The sequence below is a fragment of the Marinobacterium iners genome, assembly GCF_017310015.1.
In the GTDB taxonomy this organism is placed as follows: Bacteria; Pseudomonadota; Gammaproteobacteria; order Pseudomonadales; family Balneatricaceae; genus Marinobacterium; species Marinobacterium iners.
In genome coordinates this window covers 2,899,097-2,914,809 of record NZ_CP022297.1, presented here as the reverse complement: position 1 = coordinate 2,914,809, position 15,713 = coordinate 2,899,097, and the positions used below count along the sequence as shown (strand labels likewise).

The window sequence follows — 15,713 nt, the reverse complement described above, 5'->3', positions numbered from 1 at the left end:
AGGATACCAATATGTTGAAAAAAACGTTTCTTTCAGTAGCCATCACTATGACTGTGGCAGTTGGTGCTCAGGCCGCTGCAATTCCGGAAGAGGTGATTCAGGCCTCCTTCTATCCCTACAAGGATGGTGTGCCTAGTGTGGAAGGCCTCACTCCAGGGATGACCATCAACCAGAGTAACGTGGATCGGTTCAAGGACGCGCTGGACCCGGGGATGTACCATTTCATCAAAAACGGTGATACCGAAATGCAGGTGGGCGAGACTACCTCGTTCGACCTGCACCCCAGCTACGTGGAAGCGACCCGCAAGTACTCGGCCGATGTCCAGCTCGGTGCCGGTCATGGCGAGCTGTCCCCGACCATCGCGGGTCGTCCCTTCCCGCAGGAGCCGTCACTGGATGATCCCCGTGCCGGCGAGAAGCTGGCGTGGAACTACAAGTACGGTTACAACTGGGGTGATTCAGCCGCCATCATGCCGTTCTACTGGACCATGCGTGACATGGACAGTGGCAAGAAGGAACGTACCATCAAGTTCAACTTCCACTTCCTGAACTTTACCCACCGCACTTCACAGGACCCGTACCCGAAGATCGAGCCCAACCCGTCCGAGCTGTTCCGAGGCACTTACGTTCAGGCGCTGGAGCCGTTTGACGTGAAGGACACCCAGCTGCTGATCCAGCGGTTTGAAGACGACACCAAAGTGGATAACGCCTACCTCTATCTCGGCTTCCAGCGCCGAGTGCGCCGCCTGTCGACCGGCCAGACCACCGATGCCTTCCTTGGCACCGACGTGATGATCGAGGACTTCGAGGGCTACAACGGCCGTATCAGCGATATGAACTGGGCCTACAAGGGTACCCGCTACATGCTGATGCCGTTCTTCAGCCACAACGAGCTGCAGCTCGACAATGAAACGCATCAGGACAGTGACGGCTATCAGGTTGTCGCCTTCGGCGGTCAGGGCGGCTGCTTCCCCAACATTACCTGGCAGCTGCGCAAGGTGTATGAGGTCGACTCGATTCCGATCGATCAGAACCACCCGATCAGCAAGCGTACCCATTTCATGGACGCCCAGACCTTCACCATCCCGCGCACCGTGGTCTATGACCGCAAGGGCGACATGTGGAAGAACTGGGTGATCGGACAGGCGCACCCGGACCATCATCTGCCGATCAACAAGGGCACCGGTGTTGCCATCGATGACGCCTTCACCATGATCGATATGCAGGCCAAGCACTGCACCACCGGTCAGTTCAAGGGGATCGTTGATCCGGCGCTGAGCCCTGTGGACAAGTTCAGCGTACAGAACATGCGCGCCTCCGGCCGCTGATCCAAACCCTTCATCATCATTTCAACTTTGGCCCGGGCACGCCCCGGGCTTTTTTTGCCTGCACCGGAGCGGCGATTTTGCTAAACTCCTGCCCATTCGACCCTCGGCCCGATCCAACAGACAGGAACCGCATGTCCAGGCGTCCCGACCTGCTCAACGCCCCCATCCGCCCGACACTGGTGCGCATGACCATCCCGATGATGTTCGGCATTGTCAGCCTGATGCTGTTCAATCTGGCCGACATCTGGTTCGTCTCCCGTTTGGGTACCGAACCGATGGCGGCACTGGCGTTTACCTTCCCGGTCTCTTTTTCGGTGGTCAGCCTGGCGATCGGGCTGGGTATCGGCACCTCGGCCACGCTGGCGCGGCTGATCGGCAGCGGCAGCAGCGAAACGGCAGCGCGTCTGGCAACCGATAACCTGCTGCTCACCTGCGTTTTGATGGCGGTGGTCGGGGCAGGGGGGCAGTTTCTGATCGACCCGGTGTTCGGCCAGATGGGCGCCGCGCCCGAACTGATGCCGCTGATCCGCGGTTATATGCAGATCTGGTTTGCCGGGTCGGTCTTTCTGGTGCTCAACATGGTGTGCAACAGCACCTTCAGGGCGTCGGGTGACACCCGTCTGTCCGCCAGTATCATGCTGATCTCGTCACTGCTGAACATGCTGCTCGACCCGCTGTTGATTTTCGGTTGGGGGCCGATCCCCGCTTTTGGCATCGAGGGTGCCGCCATGGCCAGTGTGCTGGCCTGGTCGATCACCACCCTGCTGGCGCTGCATCTGCTGTACCATCGCAAGGGGATGCTGCTGCTGACCCTGCCCAGGTGGCAGCCGATGCTGCAGCACTGGCGCCAACTGCTGTCGATCAGCCTGCCGGCATCGCTCTCCAACATGATGACACCCCTGGCCAACGGCGTGCTGACGGCACTGGTGGCGGTACACGGAGCCGAGGCGGTAGCCGCCTTCGGTGCCGGTGCCCGCATCGAATCCCTGTCGCTGCTGTTCTGTCTGGCGCTGTCGATGACCCTGCCGCCGTTTATCAGTCAGAATTTCGGTGCTCTGCAGCTGGAGCGGGTCAGATCCGCCTACCGTGGCGCAATTCGTTTTGCCCTGGGCTGGCAGCTGATCATCTTTGCCCTGCTGGTGCTGCTCTCCGGGCCGATCTCCCGACTGTTCAGTGACGACCCGGACGTGGCACGCTGGCTGCAGCTGTGGATGCTGATCGTCCCGGCGGGGTTCGGTTTTCAGGCGGTCACCTTCCTCAGTGCCTCTTCCTTCAATGCCCTGCATCAGCCGATGCGGGCGATGCGGATCAGCCTGTTCCGCCTGTTCCTTATGTACGTGCCGCTGGGCTGGCTGGGCAACCTGCTGTTTGGTCTGACCGGCATGTTTGTGGCACTGGTGATCGCCAACGCCATCACCGCCGTGGTGGCCCATTACTGGGTGCGTCGCTACCTGCGTACGCTCGATGCCGAGTCCGGTGTCATCGCCGCTTTATAAGCCCCGGCTATAATTGGCAATGCACCAAAATGCTACTTTAGACCTGACCCAATCAGGGCTATGATGAAGTCATAACAATCAAAACGTGACAGAACACATTATAAAAGCATGCCTGACACCCCCTGCAGGGGGCAAACAGGCAAAACCATGGAAAAGGGATGTAGATGATGAGTAAAAAAGTTGCATTGGTAACCGGTGGTACAGGTGGTCTGGGCGAGGCAATCTGCCGCAAGCTGGTCGATGCCGGCTTCCATGTGGTGGCCGGATACAACAGCGGCGGCAACCACGACAAGGCCAGGGCGTGGCAGGAAGAGCAGCGCAAGGCAGGCTATGAAATCGACGTGGCCTATGGTGATGTCACCAACGCCGAATCCTGCGCGGAATGTATCGCAACCGTGAAGGAACTGACCGGACGTGATGTGGATGTACTGGTCAACAACGCGGGTATCACCCGTGATGGTCAGTTCAAGAAAATGAGCTGGGAACAGTGGAATGAAGTCCTCAGTGCCAACCTGGACTCCATGTTCCACATGACCCGTCTGGTGATCAACCCGATGATCGACAACGGCTGGGGTCGTGTGATCAACATCTCCTCCGTCAACGCGCAGAAGGGCCAATTCGGGCAGACCAACTACTCGGCAGCCAAGGCCGGTATCCACGGCTTCACCAAGGCGCTGGCGCAGGAAGTCGCTGCCAAGGGTGTTACCGTCAACACCGTATCACCGGGTTACGTGATGACGCCGATGGTTGCCAAGATCGATGACTCCGTGCTGGAAAAAATCGCCAAGTCCATTCCGGTAGGGCGTCTGGGTGAGCCGGACGAAATCGGCCGTATCGTGACCTTCCTCGCGGAAGACGAATCGGCCTACATCACCGGTGCTGACTTCTCTATCAACGGTGGTTTGCACATGTTCTGATCTCCACTGGGAGCAAAGAAAAAACAGAGGGCTGCCATTGGGTGGCCCTTTTTTGTAAGCGCACCCTGGCATTGTTATTGGTGTAATGCAGCTGCATTATGATGCAGATATGTCATTAATTAACGAGGAGGTTGTCATGACTCTTAATCTTGAAACCAAATCAACCGAGTCAGATGATCCGGCTCTGGAGCCTTTCCTTGAATTCCAGGAGTCCGACATTGAACAACATTCCGAACGCCTGCAGGTAATGAACGAAGAGCTTGTGCAGCGTTTGCGCTCTTTGACCGCAAAGGTCGAATTGAATCTGGATGAACAGCAATGGGCCGCATTTCAGGATGCGCTGGATCGTCCCGTGCAATCCAAGCCGCGGCTGAAGAAGCTGTTGAATGAGCCAGGGATTTTGGATTGAAAATCCTCAATCGGATCATTAAAACGATTTTCTAGTTCTATTCTGAGCCGAATAGGGCATTATAATCGGCTCAAGACTATGATCATGAGCCACTTCCATGTATATCTGGCAGCAATCGGGTTGGCCTCAGTTTGTTTATGACCATCAGACACTTGCGCCTCTGTTGTCTGATATTCGTCTCTTGCAGGGGCGCTTGATAGGGCACGCAGATTACTTGGATCACAGTGCCAGTCTCGCCAGTCAGATTGACGCGCTGGTGCAAGAGGCCATTCAAACCAGTGCCATCGAGGGGGAGGTTCTCAACGCGGCCTCGGTACGCTCCTCTGCTGCACGACGTTTGGGGTTGGATACGTCAGGGTTGGTGCCGGGCACCCCCGAAACAGAGCAGTTGGTACAAATGCTGGCTGAAGCGGTTTCAGACGTTGATGAACAGCTTGATGCTAATACCCTGTTTCGATGGCAAGCGAATTTGTTCACGGAACGGCCTCTGTTTATGCCCAAAGAGGCTATTATCGGAGGCCTGCGTCAAGACTTGCCGGGACACCCCATGGCAGTGGTGTCGCAGAAAGGGCATCGCGAGGTTGTTCATTTTGTGGCGCCTCCGAGTGATTGTCTTTCTCGGGAGCTGGACCTTTTTCTGCACTGGTTTAATCACACCTCATCGGTACTGGATGGACTTGTGCGGGCAGGCTTGGCACATCTGTGGCTGGTCACACTGCACCCGTTTTCGGATGGTAATGGCCGTGTTACGCGAGCGGTTGCGGATCGAGCATTGGCGCAGGATGAAAAAACCAGCGTTCGCTTCTACAGCATGAGTGCTGCCATCATGCGTCACAGAAACGCCTACTATGATGTGCTGGAAAATACCCAAAAAGGTGACATGGATGTGACGCCTTGGCTGGTGTGGTTTCTTGAAACCTTGCGCGAGGCGATTGAGCGCAGTCTGGCCCGATTTCTTAGAACCCTGGATAAATCTCGTTTTTGGCGTGTCCATGCCGATACTGAATTGAACGACCGTCAGCGTAAGGTTCTCAACCGTTTACTCGATGCTGATCAGGATGAGTTCACTCAGGGTATCAACGCCAGTAAATACAAAAGCATTGCAGCAACCAGTAAGGCGACCGCAACGCGGGATTTGGCTGCGTTGGTAGAGCTGGGATGCCTTGAGCAGTTGCCCGGAGGTGGGCGCAGCACCCGGTATACTGTTAAGTATCCTTCCTCTTGACCCTATACCCCACTTCAGGGTTTATGCTTAAGCCATCAAATACCATCACATGAGGTGCAAGATGGCCATCTATCAGTTTGCCCTGCATAACGTGCGCTGCGCCGGTTGCGTGCGCAGTGTCGAAAAATCCCTCAACAGTACCGAAGACATTCAGGACTTCGCGATCAATTTTGCTGACCGTACCGCCTCGGTACAGACCGATGCCGACCCCAGTGTAGTGATCAGGGCGGTGGAGGCAGCCGGCTACGGTGCTGACTTGATGCAGGATCAAGACGACTACGAGAAGCGGGCCGAGCAGGAGCGTGAAGCCTATCGTCTCACGCTGCGTAAAAGTCTGGTTGCATTAACGGCAGGCGGTGTATTGATGCTCGCCATGCTGATCGGTTGGATGCCCGACCTGCATACCACAGGGGGAGTGCTTCAGGGCGTCGCGCTGGGCGTGGTCACTTTGGCAATCATGGTTTACAGCGCAGGCCATATCTATAAAGGCGCCTGGCTGGGGCTATTCCGTGGTGACCTGAACATGGATACCCTGATTGCGCTGGGTACCGGCACCGCCTGGGTCTACTCCACCGGGTTGCTGATCATTACCGCGATCGCTCCCGGCATATTGCCTGAAGCCGCGATGCACTTGTATTACGAGGCGGCGGTGATGATTCTCGGCTTTATCCTGTTGGGGCAGGCGCTGGAAAGCCGCGCCCGAGGCAATACCACCGATGCCCTTCGCAAGCTGCTGGATCTGCAGCCGCGTGAAGCGCTGCGTATTCGTGACGGTGAAAGCAAGTCTGTTCCGGTTGCGATGTTGCTGCCGGGGGATCAGGTGCGTATTCGTCCCGGCGAACGGGTCCCGGTCGATGGCAAGGTGCTTGAAGGCAGCAGCCATCTGGACGAATCCATGCTTACCGGTGAGCCGGTGCCGGTCAAGCGCGAGCTCGGTGACGCAGTCACGGGCGGTACCGTAAATGGTCAGGGCAGTCTGCTGATCGAAGTCAGCGCCGTGGGGCAGAAAACCGTACTGGCACAGATTGTGGCCACTGTACGTGAAGCCCAGAACGCCAAGCCGGCGTTGGGCCGGCTGGCCGATCGCATTTCGGCCATCTTCGTACCGGTCGTGATCCTTATCGCGCTGCTTACAGCTGTGTTCTGGCTCTGGCTGGCACCGGCGCCTGCCTGGCCCTATGCAATCGTGGCGGCCTTGACCGTACTGATCGTTGCCTGCCCCTGCGCCCTAGGGCTGGCGACGCCGATGTCAGTGATGGTGGGCGTGGGGCGTGCAGCCGAACAGGGTGTGCTGATTCGCAACGGTGAAGCGCTGCAGCAGGCGCAATCGATCACCACGTTGGTGCTGGATAAAACCGGCACCCTCACCGAAGGCAAACCACAGGTTGTCGGCCTGCACTGCGAAGGTGACGAAACCGAACTGCTGCGTTTGGCCGCCAGTGTCGAACAGCATTCCGAACACCCATTGGCACAGGCGGTGGTTGAATACGCCCGCGACAAGGCGATCACACTGACAGACACCCAATCGTTTGAAGCTGCCGCCGGCAGTGGGGTGCAGGCCGAAGTCGAAGGCAATAGCATACTGTTGGGCAATCAACTTTGGATGCAAGAGCAGGGGGTTGATACCACTGAGTTTGAGCCACATGCTGAGCGCTTCAGTGATACCGGACGCTCTCTGATCTGGATGGCGGTGGATAAACAGCCGGTGATGCTGTTCGCGGTAGCTGATCCGCTGCGCGAAGACAGCGCCGAAGCGGTGGCTCAATTCCATCGCCAAGGGTTGGAAGTGGTGATGCTGTCGGGTGATAACGAGCGCACTGCCAACGCGATCGCGAAACAGGCGGGTATTGACCGTGTCATCGCCGAGGTCAAGCCGGAGCAGAAACAGCAGGTGATCAAGAACCTGCAGGCAGAAGGCAAGATCGTTGCAATGGTGGGTGATGGCATCAATGATGCACCGGCGCTGGCGCAGGCGAATATCGGTTACGCCATGGGGTCGGGCACCGATGTGGCGATCAGTTCTGCCGATGTCACACTGATGCGCTCCAGCCTCACGTCAGTGGTGGATGCCATCGCCATATCGCGGGCAACAGTGCGTAACATCAAACAGAACCTCTTTGGTGCTTTTATCTACAACAGCCTGGCCATTCCGGTGGCGGCAGGTGTGCTGTACCCGTTGCTTGGCCTGCTGCTCAACCCGGCCATCGCCGGCGCAGCCATGGCGCTATCTTCAGTCACTGTGGTAGCCAATGCGAGGCGGCTTAAGAATATTGCATTAACTTGCCATCGTTCATCGTAGTGACTAAGCTGTTCATCTGAACAGTTTGAGGTGATCAAATGGAAGCGGCGCATATCGCAACTCCGAAAAAAGGGCCTGTTACTGCGAAAGCGCCAAGGGCAGGCAGTATTCGGCCTGTCTCGCAGCGCCAGACGCAAAAGGTTACGCGGTCAGGTCAGGGTTCTACTCTAGTCTGCGTCGTAACGGGTGTTTGTAATAACGACCACAGTGCAATTATTGGTCGTATTCGTGATGGCCTGCCTGCCGCTTCAGTCCAGATGCTTGAGGAAGCCTACGCAACTACTCGGGCAGAAATGGTCAAGTGCCTTTCCATGTCCATTGCAACCCTGAGGCGGCGTCAGAAAGAGGGCTACCTGCATGTTGATGAATCGGATCGCGTTGTACGCCTTGCCAGAATCAAAGACCTTGCGCTTGAAATGATGCAGGGCGACGATGCGGCTGCAGTCGAGTGGCTGCAGACACCTCATGACCTGTTACAGGGTGAAGCCCCCATGTATTACGCCAGTACAGAAATGGGAGCACGTGATGTTGAAGACCTGATCGGGCGCATCCGCCATGGAGTATTCAGTTGAGGCTAACGGGTTGGCGTATTGCTGACCCAGCCTTTGCAAGTACGCCCGAAGCGATGCTCTCTGGTGAGGGGGCATTTCTGTACGGTGGCCGTTGGAATAGCAAAGGGGTTCGGGTTGTGTACCTCGGTACCAGCCTTGCCCAGGCAGCGCTGGAGTTGCTCGTGCATCTGCGCCGTCCCGACATTCTGAGGCAATATGCCAAGCTCGAAGTCAGCTTTGATGCCGCGCTGGTCACACATATCGATCTGAACGACCTGCCTGATAACTGGAACAGCCCCCAGCTGGCAAGTGCTGTTCGAAATGTGGGGGATAATTGGGTCAAGGATGAGATCTCACTGGTTATGCAGGTTCCCAGTGCTGCAATCCATGGTGAGTACAACTACCTGCTCAATCCAGCGCACCCTGATATCAGCAAAATCAGAGTCGGCGCAATCACTCAATTTGATTACGATCCGCGCCTGACTCTCTGAATTGTATGCCGAAACAGGGAATGCGCACCGGCTGCAATTGAACCGTTTTCCGCTTCGGTGTGGTCTGTGAGACCAGTGCTTCATAAATATTGCATTGAGATAGATCAATACCAAGACATAAAACATGTGTTTATTAGAACAATGGAATGTTTTGCAGTACACTACGCTTATTTTTAAACCCCCTGCCTATGTAAGGATTAAAGATGAGCAAACTCAGACTAAAGGGCAAGCTGTTGCTCCTGTCTCTGGTGCCCCTGTTGCTGGTGGTCGCGGCCATCATGATCATTGTTCGCGTGCAGATGCAGGCGATGGGTGATGAAGAAGTGGAGCGCATCCGCAAGGACATGCTGGCGACCAAGCAGACCGAGTTGCGTCACTATGTGGAGCAGGCGATCAGCGCCGTGCAGCCTATATTTGCCCACCAAAATCTGAGTGAAGCCGAAAAAATGGAACGTGCTGCCGAAGTGCTGAATGCCATGCGGTTCGGCAGCGATGGGTACATTTTTGGTTACAACAGCCAGGGTATTACCAAGGTTCATGGGGGCAGTGCCCGCCTGGTCGGTACTGATATGAGCGACCTGCGTGACTCAAATGGCGTCAACATTCTGCGCGAGTTGATAGCTCAGGCTAAACAGGGTGGGGGTTATGTTGAATATGTTTGGGACAAACCCGGAACAGACGCCAAGGCGCCTAAACTGAGCTATGCGCAGATGATGCCGGGGCGGGACCTGCTGCTGGGTACCGGCTTCTACATCGATGATATCGATGCCGCCGTTGCGCAACTGGAAAATCAGATTCGCTCTTCAGTCGCAACCACACTGGGCATCATCGGTATTTCTGCCCTGATCCTGCTGGTATTGGTATCGCTGGTAACCCTGTATGTCGCACAGCGTATGGTACGCCCGCTGCAGCAGACTGCTGCGGCCCTCAAGGATATCTCGCGCGGTGAAGGTGACTTGACTCAGCGCCTGCCGGTTGAAACCGATGATGAAGTCGGTGATGTGGCCAGGGGGTTCAATGACTTTGTCGAAAAAATCCAGCAACTGGTACGCGAAGTGCAAACTGCGGTGCGCTCACTGAGTCAGTCAACCGAGTCGATGAAACATGTGGTGAGCCAAACCCATGAAGATGCCCATAAACAGAAAGGTGAAACCTCACAGGCCGCTGCCGCCATTCACCAGATGGCAGCCGCGGTTCAGCAAGTGGCTGGCAGTGCTGCTCAGGCAGCCGATGCCGCTCGTGAGGCCGATGGCGAGTCGGTAAATGGGCAAAAGGTGGTTGAGCATACCATCGAATCGATCAACCGCTTGGCTGATGACGTAAACCGTTCGGCAGAGGTCATTGCCAGCCTCGGCACCGATGCCGATCAGATCGGCACAGTGATCAACGTTATCTCGTCGATCGCGGAGCAGACCAACCTGCTGGCGCTCAATGCGGCCATCGAAGCGGCTCGAGCCGGCGAGCAGGGGCGTGGCTTTTCCGTTGTTGCCGACGAAGTGCGCACCCTGGCAACTCGTACTCAGCAGAGCACCGACGAAATTCAGCGCATGATCGAACGGTTGCAGTCCGGCGCACGCAATGCGGTTACCGAGATGCAAAGCTCGCAGGCACAAAGCCAAGACACCATCGAACGGGCCGATGAAGCACGCAACTCGCTGCAGCAGATTACCCACTCGGTCAGTACCATTACTGAAATGAATACCCAGATCGCCAGTGCAGCGGAAGAACAGACCGCGGTGGCTGACGAAATCAGCAAGAGCGTGCAGCAGATTGCCGATATTGCTGACAAGGCCACGCACAATGCAGAAGAACTGGCCGGCACCGCCAGCCAGATGGGCGAACTGGAAACACGCCTGAACCAGCTGGTATCCCGCTTCAAGGCGTAACCGGCGCCACTTGCTACCCGATAATCCCTCGTTGACTGAACCGCCCGCATTTCGAGCGCGTATCAGTCAGCGGGGGATTTTTTATGCGTATAGTTCGTCACATCTTGGTGTCGGCGCTGTTGCTGGCGACCGTTCAGGCAGCTGCCGCTCAGGTCGGGGTGGGCACTGGTTTTGTGTCGCCACTGAATTTGTACGGCACTGAAGCGTTATACAGCGTTGAACGCAAGGGCAAAACCATTGGTCATTATCGGCTTCGGTTTGACCAACAGGCCGACCGACTGCAGGTCGATATAGAGATGCATCTGCAGATTCGTGTACTGGCACTGTTCAACTACCATTTTGAGTATGCAGCGCAAGAGCAATGGTCGACTGATGGACAGCTGCAGAAATTGAACGTCAGAATTGATGACGATGGAGCGCTGACACTACACCGCATTGAGCGTCAAAATGATCGGCTCTGCCGTGTTGAGGCGGCAGTTTGTGAGCCTCTGGGTCAGCGACTGCTTACTTCAAATCACTGGCACCCTCAGCTTCCACTACAGCAGCAGCTGCTGAATACACTGACCGGCGAGGTGAGCGAGTTGAATGTCACCGAACTGGGGCGTGAAACAGTGCAGCTTGGCAACGAAGTAATAGTGGCCACTCACTACCAGTTGGGAGGGGATCTGGACGATACTCACAGCTGGTACGATCAAAATGGTCGCTGGCTGGGCATGGAGTTCAGTGCTCGCGATGGCAGTCGCATCCGTGTGCGATTACAGCCTGAGCCAGTGCCATTGGCGCTTAAGGAGGCACCATGAATATCAACGGCATTCCACGTTGGCCCTTGGTATGGATCACCGGTGCCGGCACCGGTATTGGCCGGGCCACGGCCCTCAGGCTGGCAGAGCAGGGCAGTGATGTCGTCATCAGTGGGCGTCGACGTGAAATATTGCAACAGGTGGCGGATGATGCCAGAAAAGCCGGTTATATCGGACGTATACTGCCGCTGGAAATGGATGTCACCCAACCCGGTGCCAATCAACGGGCACTGGACTGGATCGAGGCGCAATGGCGCCTGCCTGACTTGGTGGTCTTCAATGCAGGCAATCATACACCCATGACACTGGACGAGCTGTCGGTGGAAACCTGTCGCAGTCTGATGGACATCAACTTTCTGGCGGTCATGGCCGGGCTGGAAGCGGTGCTGCCGCGCATGCGCAAGCGAGGACATGGGCAAGTGGCATGTGTAGCTTCATTGGCAAGCTATCGAGGTCTGCCGACAGCCGCAGCCTACGGAGCAAGCAAGGCGGCTTTGGTCAACGCCTGCGAAGCACTGGCGGTCGAGCTACAGGGGAGTGGCGTGCAGTTGCAGGTGGTCAACCCCGGCTTTGTGCGCACTCCTCTGACCGACCAGAACCCATTCGACATGCCGCAGCTGATCAGTCCAGAAGAGGCCGCGTACCAGCTGGTCAAGGGGCTCGGAAGCCGCCGTTTCGAGATCCGCTTCCCTTCGGCGTTTGCGCGTACGCTGGCCCTGCTGCGCATGGTACCCCACGGTCTCTACTTCAAACTCATCAAACGCAGCACTGGGTTTTGAGCAAAATCATCATGGATGCAGACACCACAGAGCTTGAACAGCAGGCGCGCGATTATGCCGAGGCCTTCGCAAGCCTGACGCCCGACCGGATAAACGACCTGTGCGAGCGCCTGGCACCAGACGTGCACTTTCGTGACCCGTTCAATGATCTCTACGGACGTAACTCGGTGCGGGCGCTGCTGAATGACATGTTTGAACGTACCGGAAAGCCGGCCTTTGAACTGCTCGAAGTCTGCTGGCATGAGCCCAACCAGTGTGCCTGGCTACGCTGGCAGTTTTCTGCTCAGGTGCCGGTGATCGGTGAGCTGAAGGTAGAAGGCAGCAGCCGAATCTGGCTGGATCAGGCGGGCAGGGTTACAGAGCATCTGGACTACTGGGACAGTGCCCCAGTGTACCTGCAATTGCCGCTGATCGGCGCATTGCTGCGGCGGGTCAAACGCAAAATGGCACTGCCGCCTCCAAACTGAAACCGTTCACAGACGCTGAATATTAAGGTTTCAACGCGTATACTGGCAGCTTGATGTCAGCAGCGTGAAACATTCTCCATGTCAGTAGCCCCACATATTCCGCACTATGAGCGCCGTCACTCACGCTGGTATGAGAGGCTGCTGCTGGGGTTACCGTTTCAATTTGTGCTTGGCAGCGTTTGCCTGTACCTGTTGCCGCTGGGGCTGCTGGCATCGGAATACATGCAGTTGCGCTGGTCAGTGGGTAGCGTAACACTGACTGCCTTGGTCGGTGCTTACCTGTTAAGTCTGTTTTTTCTCAGCCGGTTGCGCATCTATCCCGGTGCGCGTTCGCTTGCACACATACTGCCAACGGTATCCCTTGCCTGGTTTCTGGTCAGCGCCATTATTCTGTTGCTAAACCAGCCGGTACTGTGGCACTGGCACCTGTATGGCTTCACTGCAGCCTGTTTCTGGAGTGGCGCAGCCATTTTTGTAGGACGTCGCTTTCGTACCCAAAAAATCGCCGTAGTACCTTCAGTCAGAACAGAACGGCTTGAATCGACCGCATTCTATCGGTTTCACACCCTGGCCGAGCCGAGTTTTGGCGGTCGTCGTTTCGATGCCGTAGTAGCTGATCTTCACGCGGAACTGTCGCCCCAATGGCAGCGCTTTCTGGCCCATGCCACGCTCAATCGCATACCGGTTTATCATATCAAGCAGCTGAACGAATCCATTACCGGCCGTGTACGTATCGATCACCTGTCCGAAAATGAGTTTGGCAGTTTGCAGCCATCACCCGCCTATGAGTCACTCAAGCGGCTGATTGATATCATCATCGTGCTAGTCACATTGCCTGCCTGGCTGCCACTGATGCTGCTGGTTGCGGTCGCCATTAAGCTGGACTCCCCCGGGGCGGTATTGTTTATTCAAGAGCGGGTGGGGCAGGGAGGGCGTCCTTTCAAAATCTGCAAGTTTCGCAGCATGCGTCATGATGCTGAAAAGAATGGTCAGCTGCTGGCACAGTCGGGGGATGAGCGCATCACTCGGTTGGGGCGTTTTTTGCGGCGCTCGCGGCTTGATGAACTGCCGCAGTTCTTCAATGTGCTGAAAGGGGATATGAGTTTGATAGGGCCACGCCCTGAACAGTCTGTATTTGTGGAACAGTTTGAGCAGGAAATCCCTTTTTACGCCTACCGTCATGTTGTTAAGCCCGGGATTACGGGGTGGGCGCAGGTAATGCAGGGGTATGCTGGTGACAGTGACGAAACCCGCATCAAGATCGAGCATGACTTTTACTACATCAAGCACTTCTCGCTGTGGGTGGACCTGTTGATTGTACTGCGCACTCTACGTGTCATTCTGACCGGTTTTGGCGCCCGTTGAAACGAGATGAGGTGTGCTTTAATGGCGCGTTTGCATCATGCCCGGGTCTTCCAGCATATCCGAGCTGAATTCATCAAACTCCGGCTCTGCCGCTATCTGGTACCCCTCGCTGGCCCACTCACCCAAGTCGATCATGCGGCAGCGTTTTGAGCAAAACGGCCGGTCCGGGTTATCGATGGAGTAGAGGGTGGGTATACCGCACTGAGGGCAGTCGAGCAGTTTGCCGGCCATTTACACCTCCTCCTGTGCCAGTTGCAAAAGTTGCGGGTGCAGGGCGTTGACCGATTCGCGCAACTGATCTTCGTTGCCACTGTTGTCCAGCACAAAGTCAGCGTGTTTCAGGCGCTCTTCACGTTGCATCTGAGCCGCCAGAATCTGGCGTACCTGTGCTTCCTCGATATTATCGCGAGCCATGGTGCGACTGATTTGCAGTGTCTCGGGGGCATCCACCACAATCACCTTGCTGATCAGCAGGTGCTGGTCGGTTTCGAGCAGCAGGGGTGAAGCCAGAATGGCATAGGCGTGGCCCTGTTCGTCCAGCTGTTCAAGAGTATCCAGAATGTGGTCACGAATCAGAGGGTGCAGCAGCGCCTCAAGCCAGTTGCGTTCGCGTTCCTTGTCAAACACGATACGGCGCAGTGCAGAGCGGTCGAGGTTGCCATTGGCCTGGATGACGTGGTCGCCAAAGTGAGCGGCAATCTTGTCCAGCGCCTCACTGCCGGGTTCTACCACCAGTCGAGCTACACGGTCGGCGTCAATCACCGGTACGCCCAGTGAGATAAAACAGTCGGATGCAGCACTCTTGCCACTGCCGATTCCACCTGTAAGTCCTGCTACCAGCATCAAAAGCTCCCCAAATAAGCGGAAATGATCTGATCACCCCAGACCAGTGCGATCCACCCGGCAATTGCCAGATAGGGCCCAAACGGAAGTGGATTTTGCGCGCTATGGCGACGTAATGCAATCAGGCTGAACGCCAGCACGACACCCACCACCGATGACAGCAAAATCACCAGCGGCAGTACCTGTACCCCGCCCCAGGCACCGATGGCAGCCAGCAGTTTGAAGTCACCATAGCCCATGCCTTCCTTGCCGGTCACCAGCTTGAACAGCCAGTAAACGGCCCAGAGTACAAGATAGCCGGCGGCCGCACCGAATACGGCACTTTCAAGCGAAGTAAATACACCTTGTGTATTCAGCAGCAGCCCCAGCCACAACAGGGGCAGAGTGATACTGTCGGGCAGCAGTTGGTGGTCCAGGTCGATAAAGGTGAGCACAATGAGCGCCCAGCTCAGCACCACCAGTGCCATGCCCTGAGGTGTCAGACCAAAATGCCAGATCAACCAGCCCCCGATCAGACCTGTGATCAGCTCGACCAGCGAATAACGCACCGAGATGCGCGTGCCGCAATTACTGCAGCGGCCACGCAAGAACAGCCAGCTGACCACTGGAATGTTTTCGTACCATTGAATCAGGTGGCCACACCCACCGCATCGTGAACGTGGCATCATCAGGTTGAAGCGCTCCTGAGGTACGGGCGCAGACGCCTCAGCCTCAGCCTGCAGCATCGCATCCCACTCGCGCTGCATCATAACCGGCAGCCGCAGTATCACCACATTCAGAAAACTGCCCACCAGCAGTGAGGTAACTAAAGCAAAAAGAGCCGCAACCAGCGGCTCTGTCATTAACAATTCGATCAT

At 56.4% G+C, this 15,713-nt stretch carries 16 protein-coding genes; 13 read left to right on the top strand and 3 right to left on the bottom strand.

Going from position 1 to position 15,713, the window contains the following annotated elements; translation table 11 throughout:
- Window positions 1–47: 47 nt before the first annotated feature.
- The 13 genes from CFI10_RS13975 (at window position 48) to CFI10_RS13915 (ending at window position 14,013) form a co-directional block, all read left to right on the top strand.
- On the top strand, window positions 48–1,328 hold the full coding sequence (locus tag CFI10_RS13975; RefSeq protein WP_242529998.1) for a DUF1329 domain-containing protein: 1,281 nt from the start codon (window positions 48–50) through the stop codon (window positions 1,326–1,328).
- Between the two features lie 131 nt (window positions 1,329–1,459).
- Entirely contained in the window at window positions 1,460–2,824 is a 1,365-nt protein-coding gene (locus CFI10_RS13970) for an MATE family efflux transporter (protein ID WP_242529997.1), read from the top strand.
- Window positions 2,825–2,991: 167 nt separating this feature from the next.
- The gene (phbB, locus tag CFI10_RS13965) at window positions 2,992–3,741 is read left to right on the top strand and encodes an acetoacetyl-CoA reductase (protein WP_206842170.1); all 750 of its coding nucleotides are present in this window, start codon (window positions 2,992–2,994) and stop codon (window positions 3,739–3,741) included.
- A gap of 136 nt (window positions 3,742–3,877) precedes the next feature.
- Window positions 3,878–4,150, top strand: coding sequence for a type II toxin-antitoxin system PrlF family antitoxin (locus CFI10_RS13960; protein ID WP_206835452.1), 273 nt, complete (start codon window positions 3,878–3,880; stop codon window positions 4,148–4,150).
- Between the two features lie 97 nt (window positions 4,151–4,247).
- On the top strand, window positions 4,248–5,375 hold the full coding sequence (locus CFI10_RS13955; RefSeq protein ID WP_206835449.1) for a Fic family protein: 1,128 nt from the start codon (window positions 4,248–4,250) through the stop codon (window positions 5,373–5,375).
- Window positions 5,376–5,436: 61 nt separating this feature from the next.
- A complete protein-coding gene (locus CFI10_RS13950) occupies window positions 5,437–7,674 on the top strand; it encodes a heavy metal translocating P-type ATPase (protein ID WP_242529996.1) in 2,238 nt (745 codons plus the stop codon).
- Between the two features lie 38 nt (window positions 7,675–7,712).
- On the top strand, window positions 7,713–8,246 hold the full coding sequence (gene parS / locus CFI10_RS13945; protein WP_206835445.1) for a type II RES/Xre toxin-antitoxin system antitoxin: 534 nt from the start codon (window positions 7,713–7,715) through the stop codon (window positions 8,244–8,246).
- Complete coding sequence (locus tag CFI10_RS13940; RefSeq protein WP_206835443.1) at window positions 8,243–8,716, top strand: RES family NAD+ phosphorylase; 474 nt, start codon at window positions 8,243–8,245, stop codon at window positions 8,714–8,716. Before parS ends, CFI10_RS13940 begins: the two co-directional genes overlap by 4 nt.
- A gap of 203 nt (window positions 8,717–8,919) precedes the next feature.
- On the top strand, window positions 8,920–10,602 hold the full coding sequence (locus tag CFI10_RS13935) for a methyl-accepting chemotaxis protein (protein ID WP_206835441.1): 1,683 nt from the start codon (window positions 8,920–8,922) through the stop codon (window positions 10,600–10,602).
- An 83-nt stretch (window positions 10,603–10,685) separates the two neighbouring features.
- Window positions 10,686–11,402 (top strand): DUF6134 family protein, encoded by a 717-nt coding sequence (locus CFI10_RS13930; protein WP_206835439.1) that lies wholly within the window; start codon window positions 10,686–10,688, stop codon window positions 11,400–11,402.
- Window positions 11,399–12,181, top strand: a complete 783-nt coding sequence (locus tag CFI10_RS13925) for an SDR family NAD(P)-dependent oxidoreductase (protein ID WP_206835437.1) — start codon at window positions 11,399–11,401, stop codon at window positions 12,179–12,181. The genes CFI10_RS13930 and CFI10_RS13925 overlap by 4 nt, the downstream gene beginning before the upstream one ends.
- Entirely contained in the window at window positions 12,178–12,648 is a 471-nt protein-coding gene (locus CFI10_RS13920; RefSeq protein ID WP_206835435.1) for a nuclear transport factor 2 family protein, read from the top strand. Before CFI10_RS13925 ends, CFI10_RS13920 begins: the two co-directional genes overlap by 4 nt.
- A gap of 78 nt (window positions 12,649–12,726) precedes the next feature.
- Window positions 12,727–14,013: a sugar transferase gene (locus CFI10_RS13915; RefSeq protein ID WP_242529995.1), complete on the top strand. Its 1,287-nt coding sequence runs from the start codon at window positions 12,727–12,729 to the stop codon at window positions 14,011–14,013.
- A gap of 18 nt (window positions 14,014–14,031) precedes the next feature.
- Here the strand turns inward: CFI10_RS13915 and CFI10_RS13910 are convergent, their stop codons facing one another.
- The 3 genes from CFI10_RS13910 to CFI10_RS13900 are packed head-to-tail and all read right to left on the bottom strand — an operon-like array spanning window position 14,032 to window position 15,713.
- A complete protein-coding gene (locus tag CFI10_RS13910; RefSeq protein ID WP_091824692.1) occupies window positions 14,032–14,244 on the bottom strand; it encodes a DNA gyrase inhibitor YacG in 213 nt (70 codons plus the stop codon).
- Window positions 14,245–14,856, bottom strand: coding sequence for a dephospho-CoA kinase (gene coaE / locus CFI10_RS13905; RefSeq protein ID WP_206835434.1), 612 nt, complete (start codon window positions 14,854–14,856; stop codon window positions 14,245–14,247). It abuts the gene before it with no gap.
- Window positions 14,856–15,713 (bottom strand): prepilin peptidase, encoded by an 858-nt coding sequence (locus tag CFI10_RS13900; protein ID WP_206835430.1) that lies wholly within the window; start codon window positions 15,711–15,713, stop codon window positions 14,856–14,858. The genes coaE and CFI10_RS13900 overlap by 1 nt, the downstream gene beginning before the upstream one ends.

Bases quoted from the DNA above. Each gene is read 5' to 3' on its own strand.
- CFI10_RS13915 (WP_242529995.1), top strand. From the start codon at position 12,727: ATGTCAGTAGCCCCACATATTCCGCACTATGAGCGCCGTCACTCACGC.
- parS (WP_206835445.1), top strand. From the start codon at position 7,713: ATGGAAGCGGCGCATATCGCAACTCCGAAAAAAGGGCCTGTTACTGCG.
- coaE (WP_206835434.1), bottom strand. From the start codon at position 14,856: ATGCTGGTAGCAGGACTTACAGGTGGAATCGGCAGTGGCAAGAGTGCT.
- phbB (WP_206842170.1), top strand. From the start codon at position 2,992: ATGAGTAAAAAAGTTGCATTGGTAACCGGTGGTACAGGTGGTCTGGGC.
- CFI10_RS13975 (WP_242529998.1), top strand. From the start codon at position 48: ATGACTGTGGCAGTTGGTGCTCAGGCCGCTGCAATTCCGGAAGAGGTG.
- CFI10_RS13910 (WP_091824692.1), bottom strand. From the start codon at position 14,244: ATGGCCGGCAAACTGCTCGACTGCCCTCAGTGCGGTATACCCACCCTC.
- CFI10_RS13900 (WP_206835430.1), bottom strand. From the start codon at position 15,713: ATGATCGAATTGTTAATGACAGAGCCGCTGGTTGCGGCTCTTTTTGCT.
- CFI10_RS13955 (WP_206835449.1), top strand. From the start codon at position 4,248: ATGTATATCTGGCAGCAATCGGGTTGGCCTCAGTTTGTTTATGACCAT.
- CFI10_RS13930 (WP_206835439.1), top strand. From the start codon at position 10,686: ATGCGTATAGTTCGTCACATCTTGGTGTCGGCGCTGTTGCTGGCGACC.
- CFI10_RS13960 (WP_206835452.1), top strand. From the start codon at position 3,878: ATGACTCTTAATCTTGAAACCAAATCAACCGAGTCAGATGATCCGGCT.
- CFI10_RS13970 (WP_242529997.1), top strand. From the start codon at position 1,460: ATGTCCAGGCGTCCCGACCTGCTCAACGCCCCCATCCGCCCGACACTG.
- CFI10_RS13925 (WP_206835437.1), top strand. From the start codon at position 11,399: ATGAATATCAACGGCATTCCACGTTGGCCCTTGGTATGGATCACCGGT.
- CFI10_RS13935 (WP_206835441.1), top strand. From the start codon at position 8,920: ATGAGCAAACTCAGACTAAAGGGCAAGCTGTTGCTCCTGTCTCTGGTG.
- CFI10_RS13950 (WP_242529996.1), top strand. From the start codon at position 5,437: ATGGCCATCTATCAGTTTGCCCTGCATAACGTGCGCTGCGCCGGTTGC.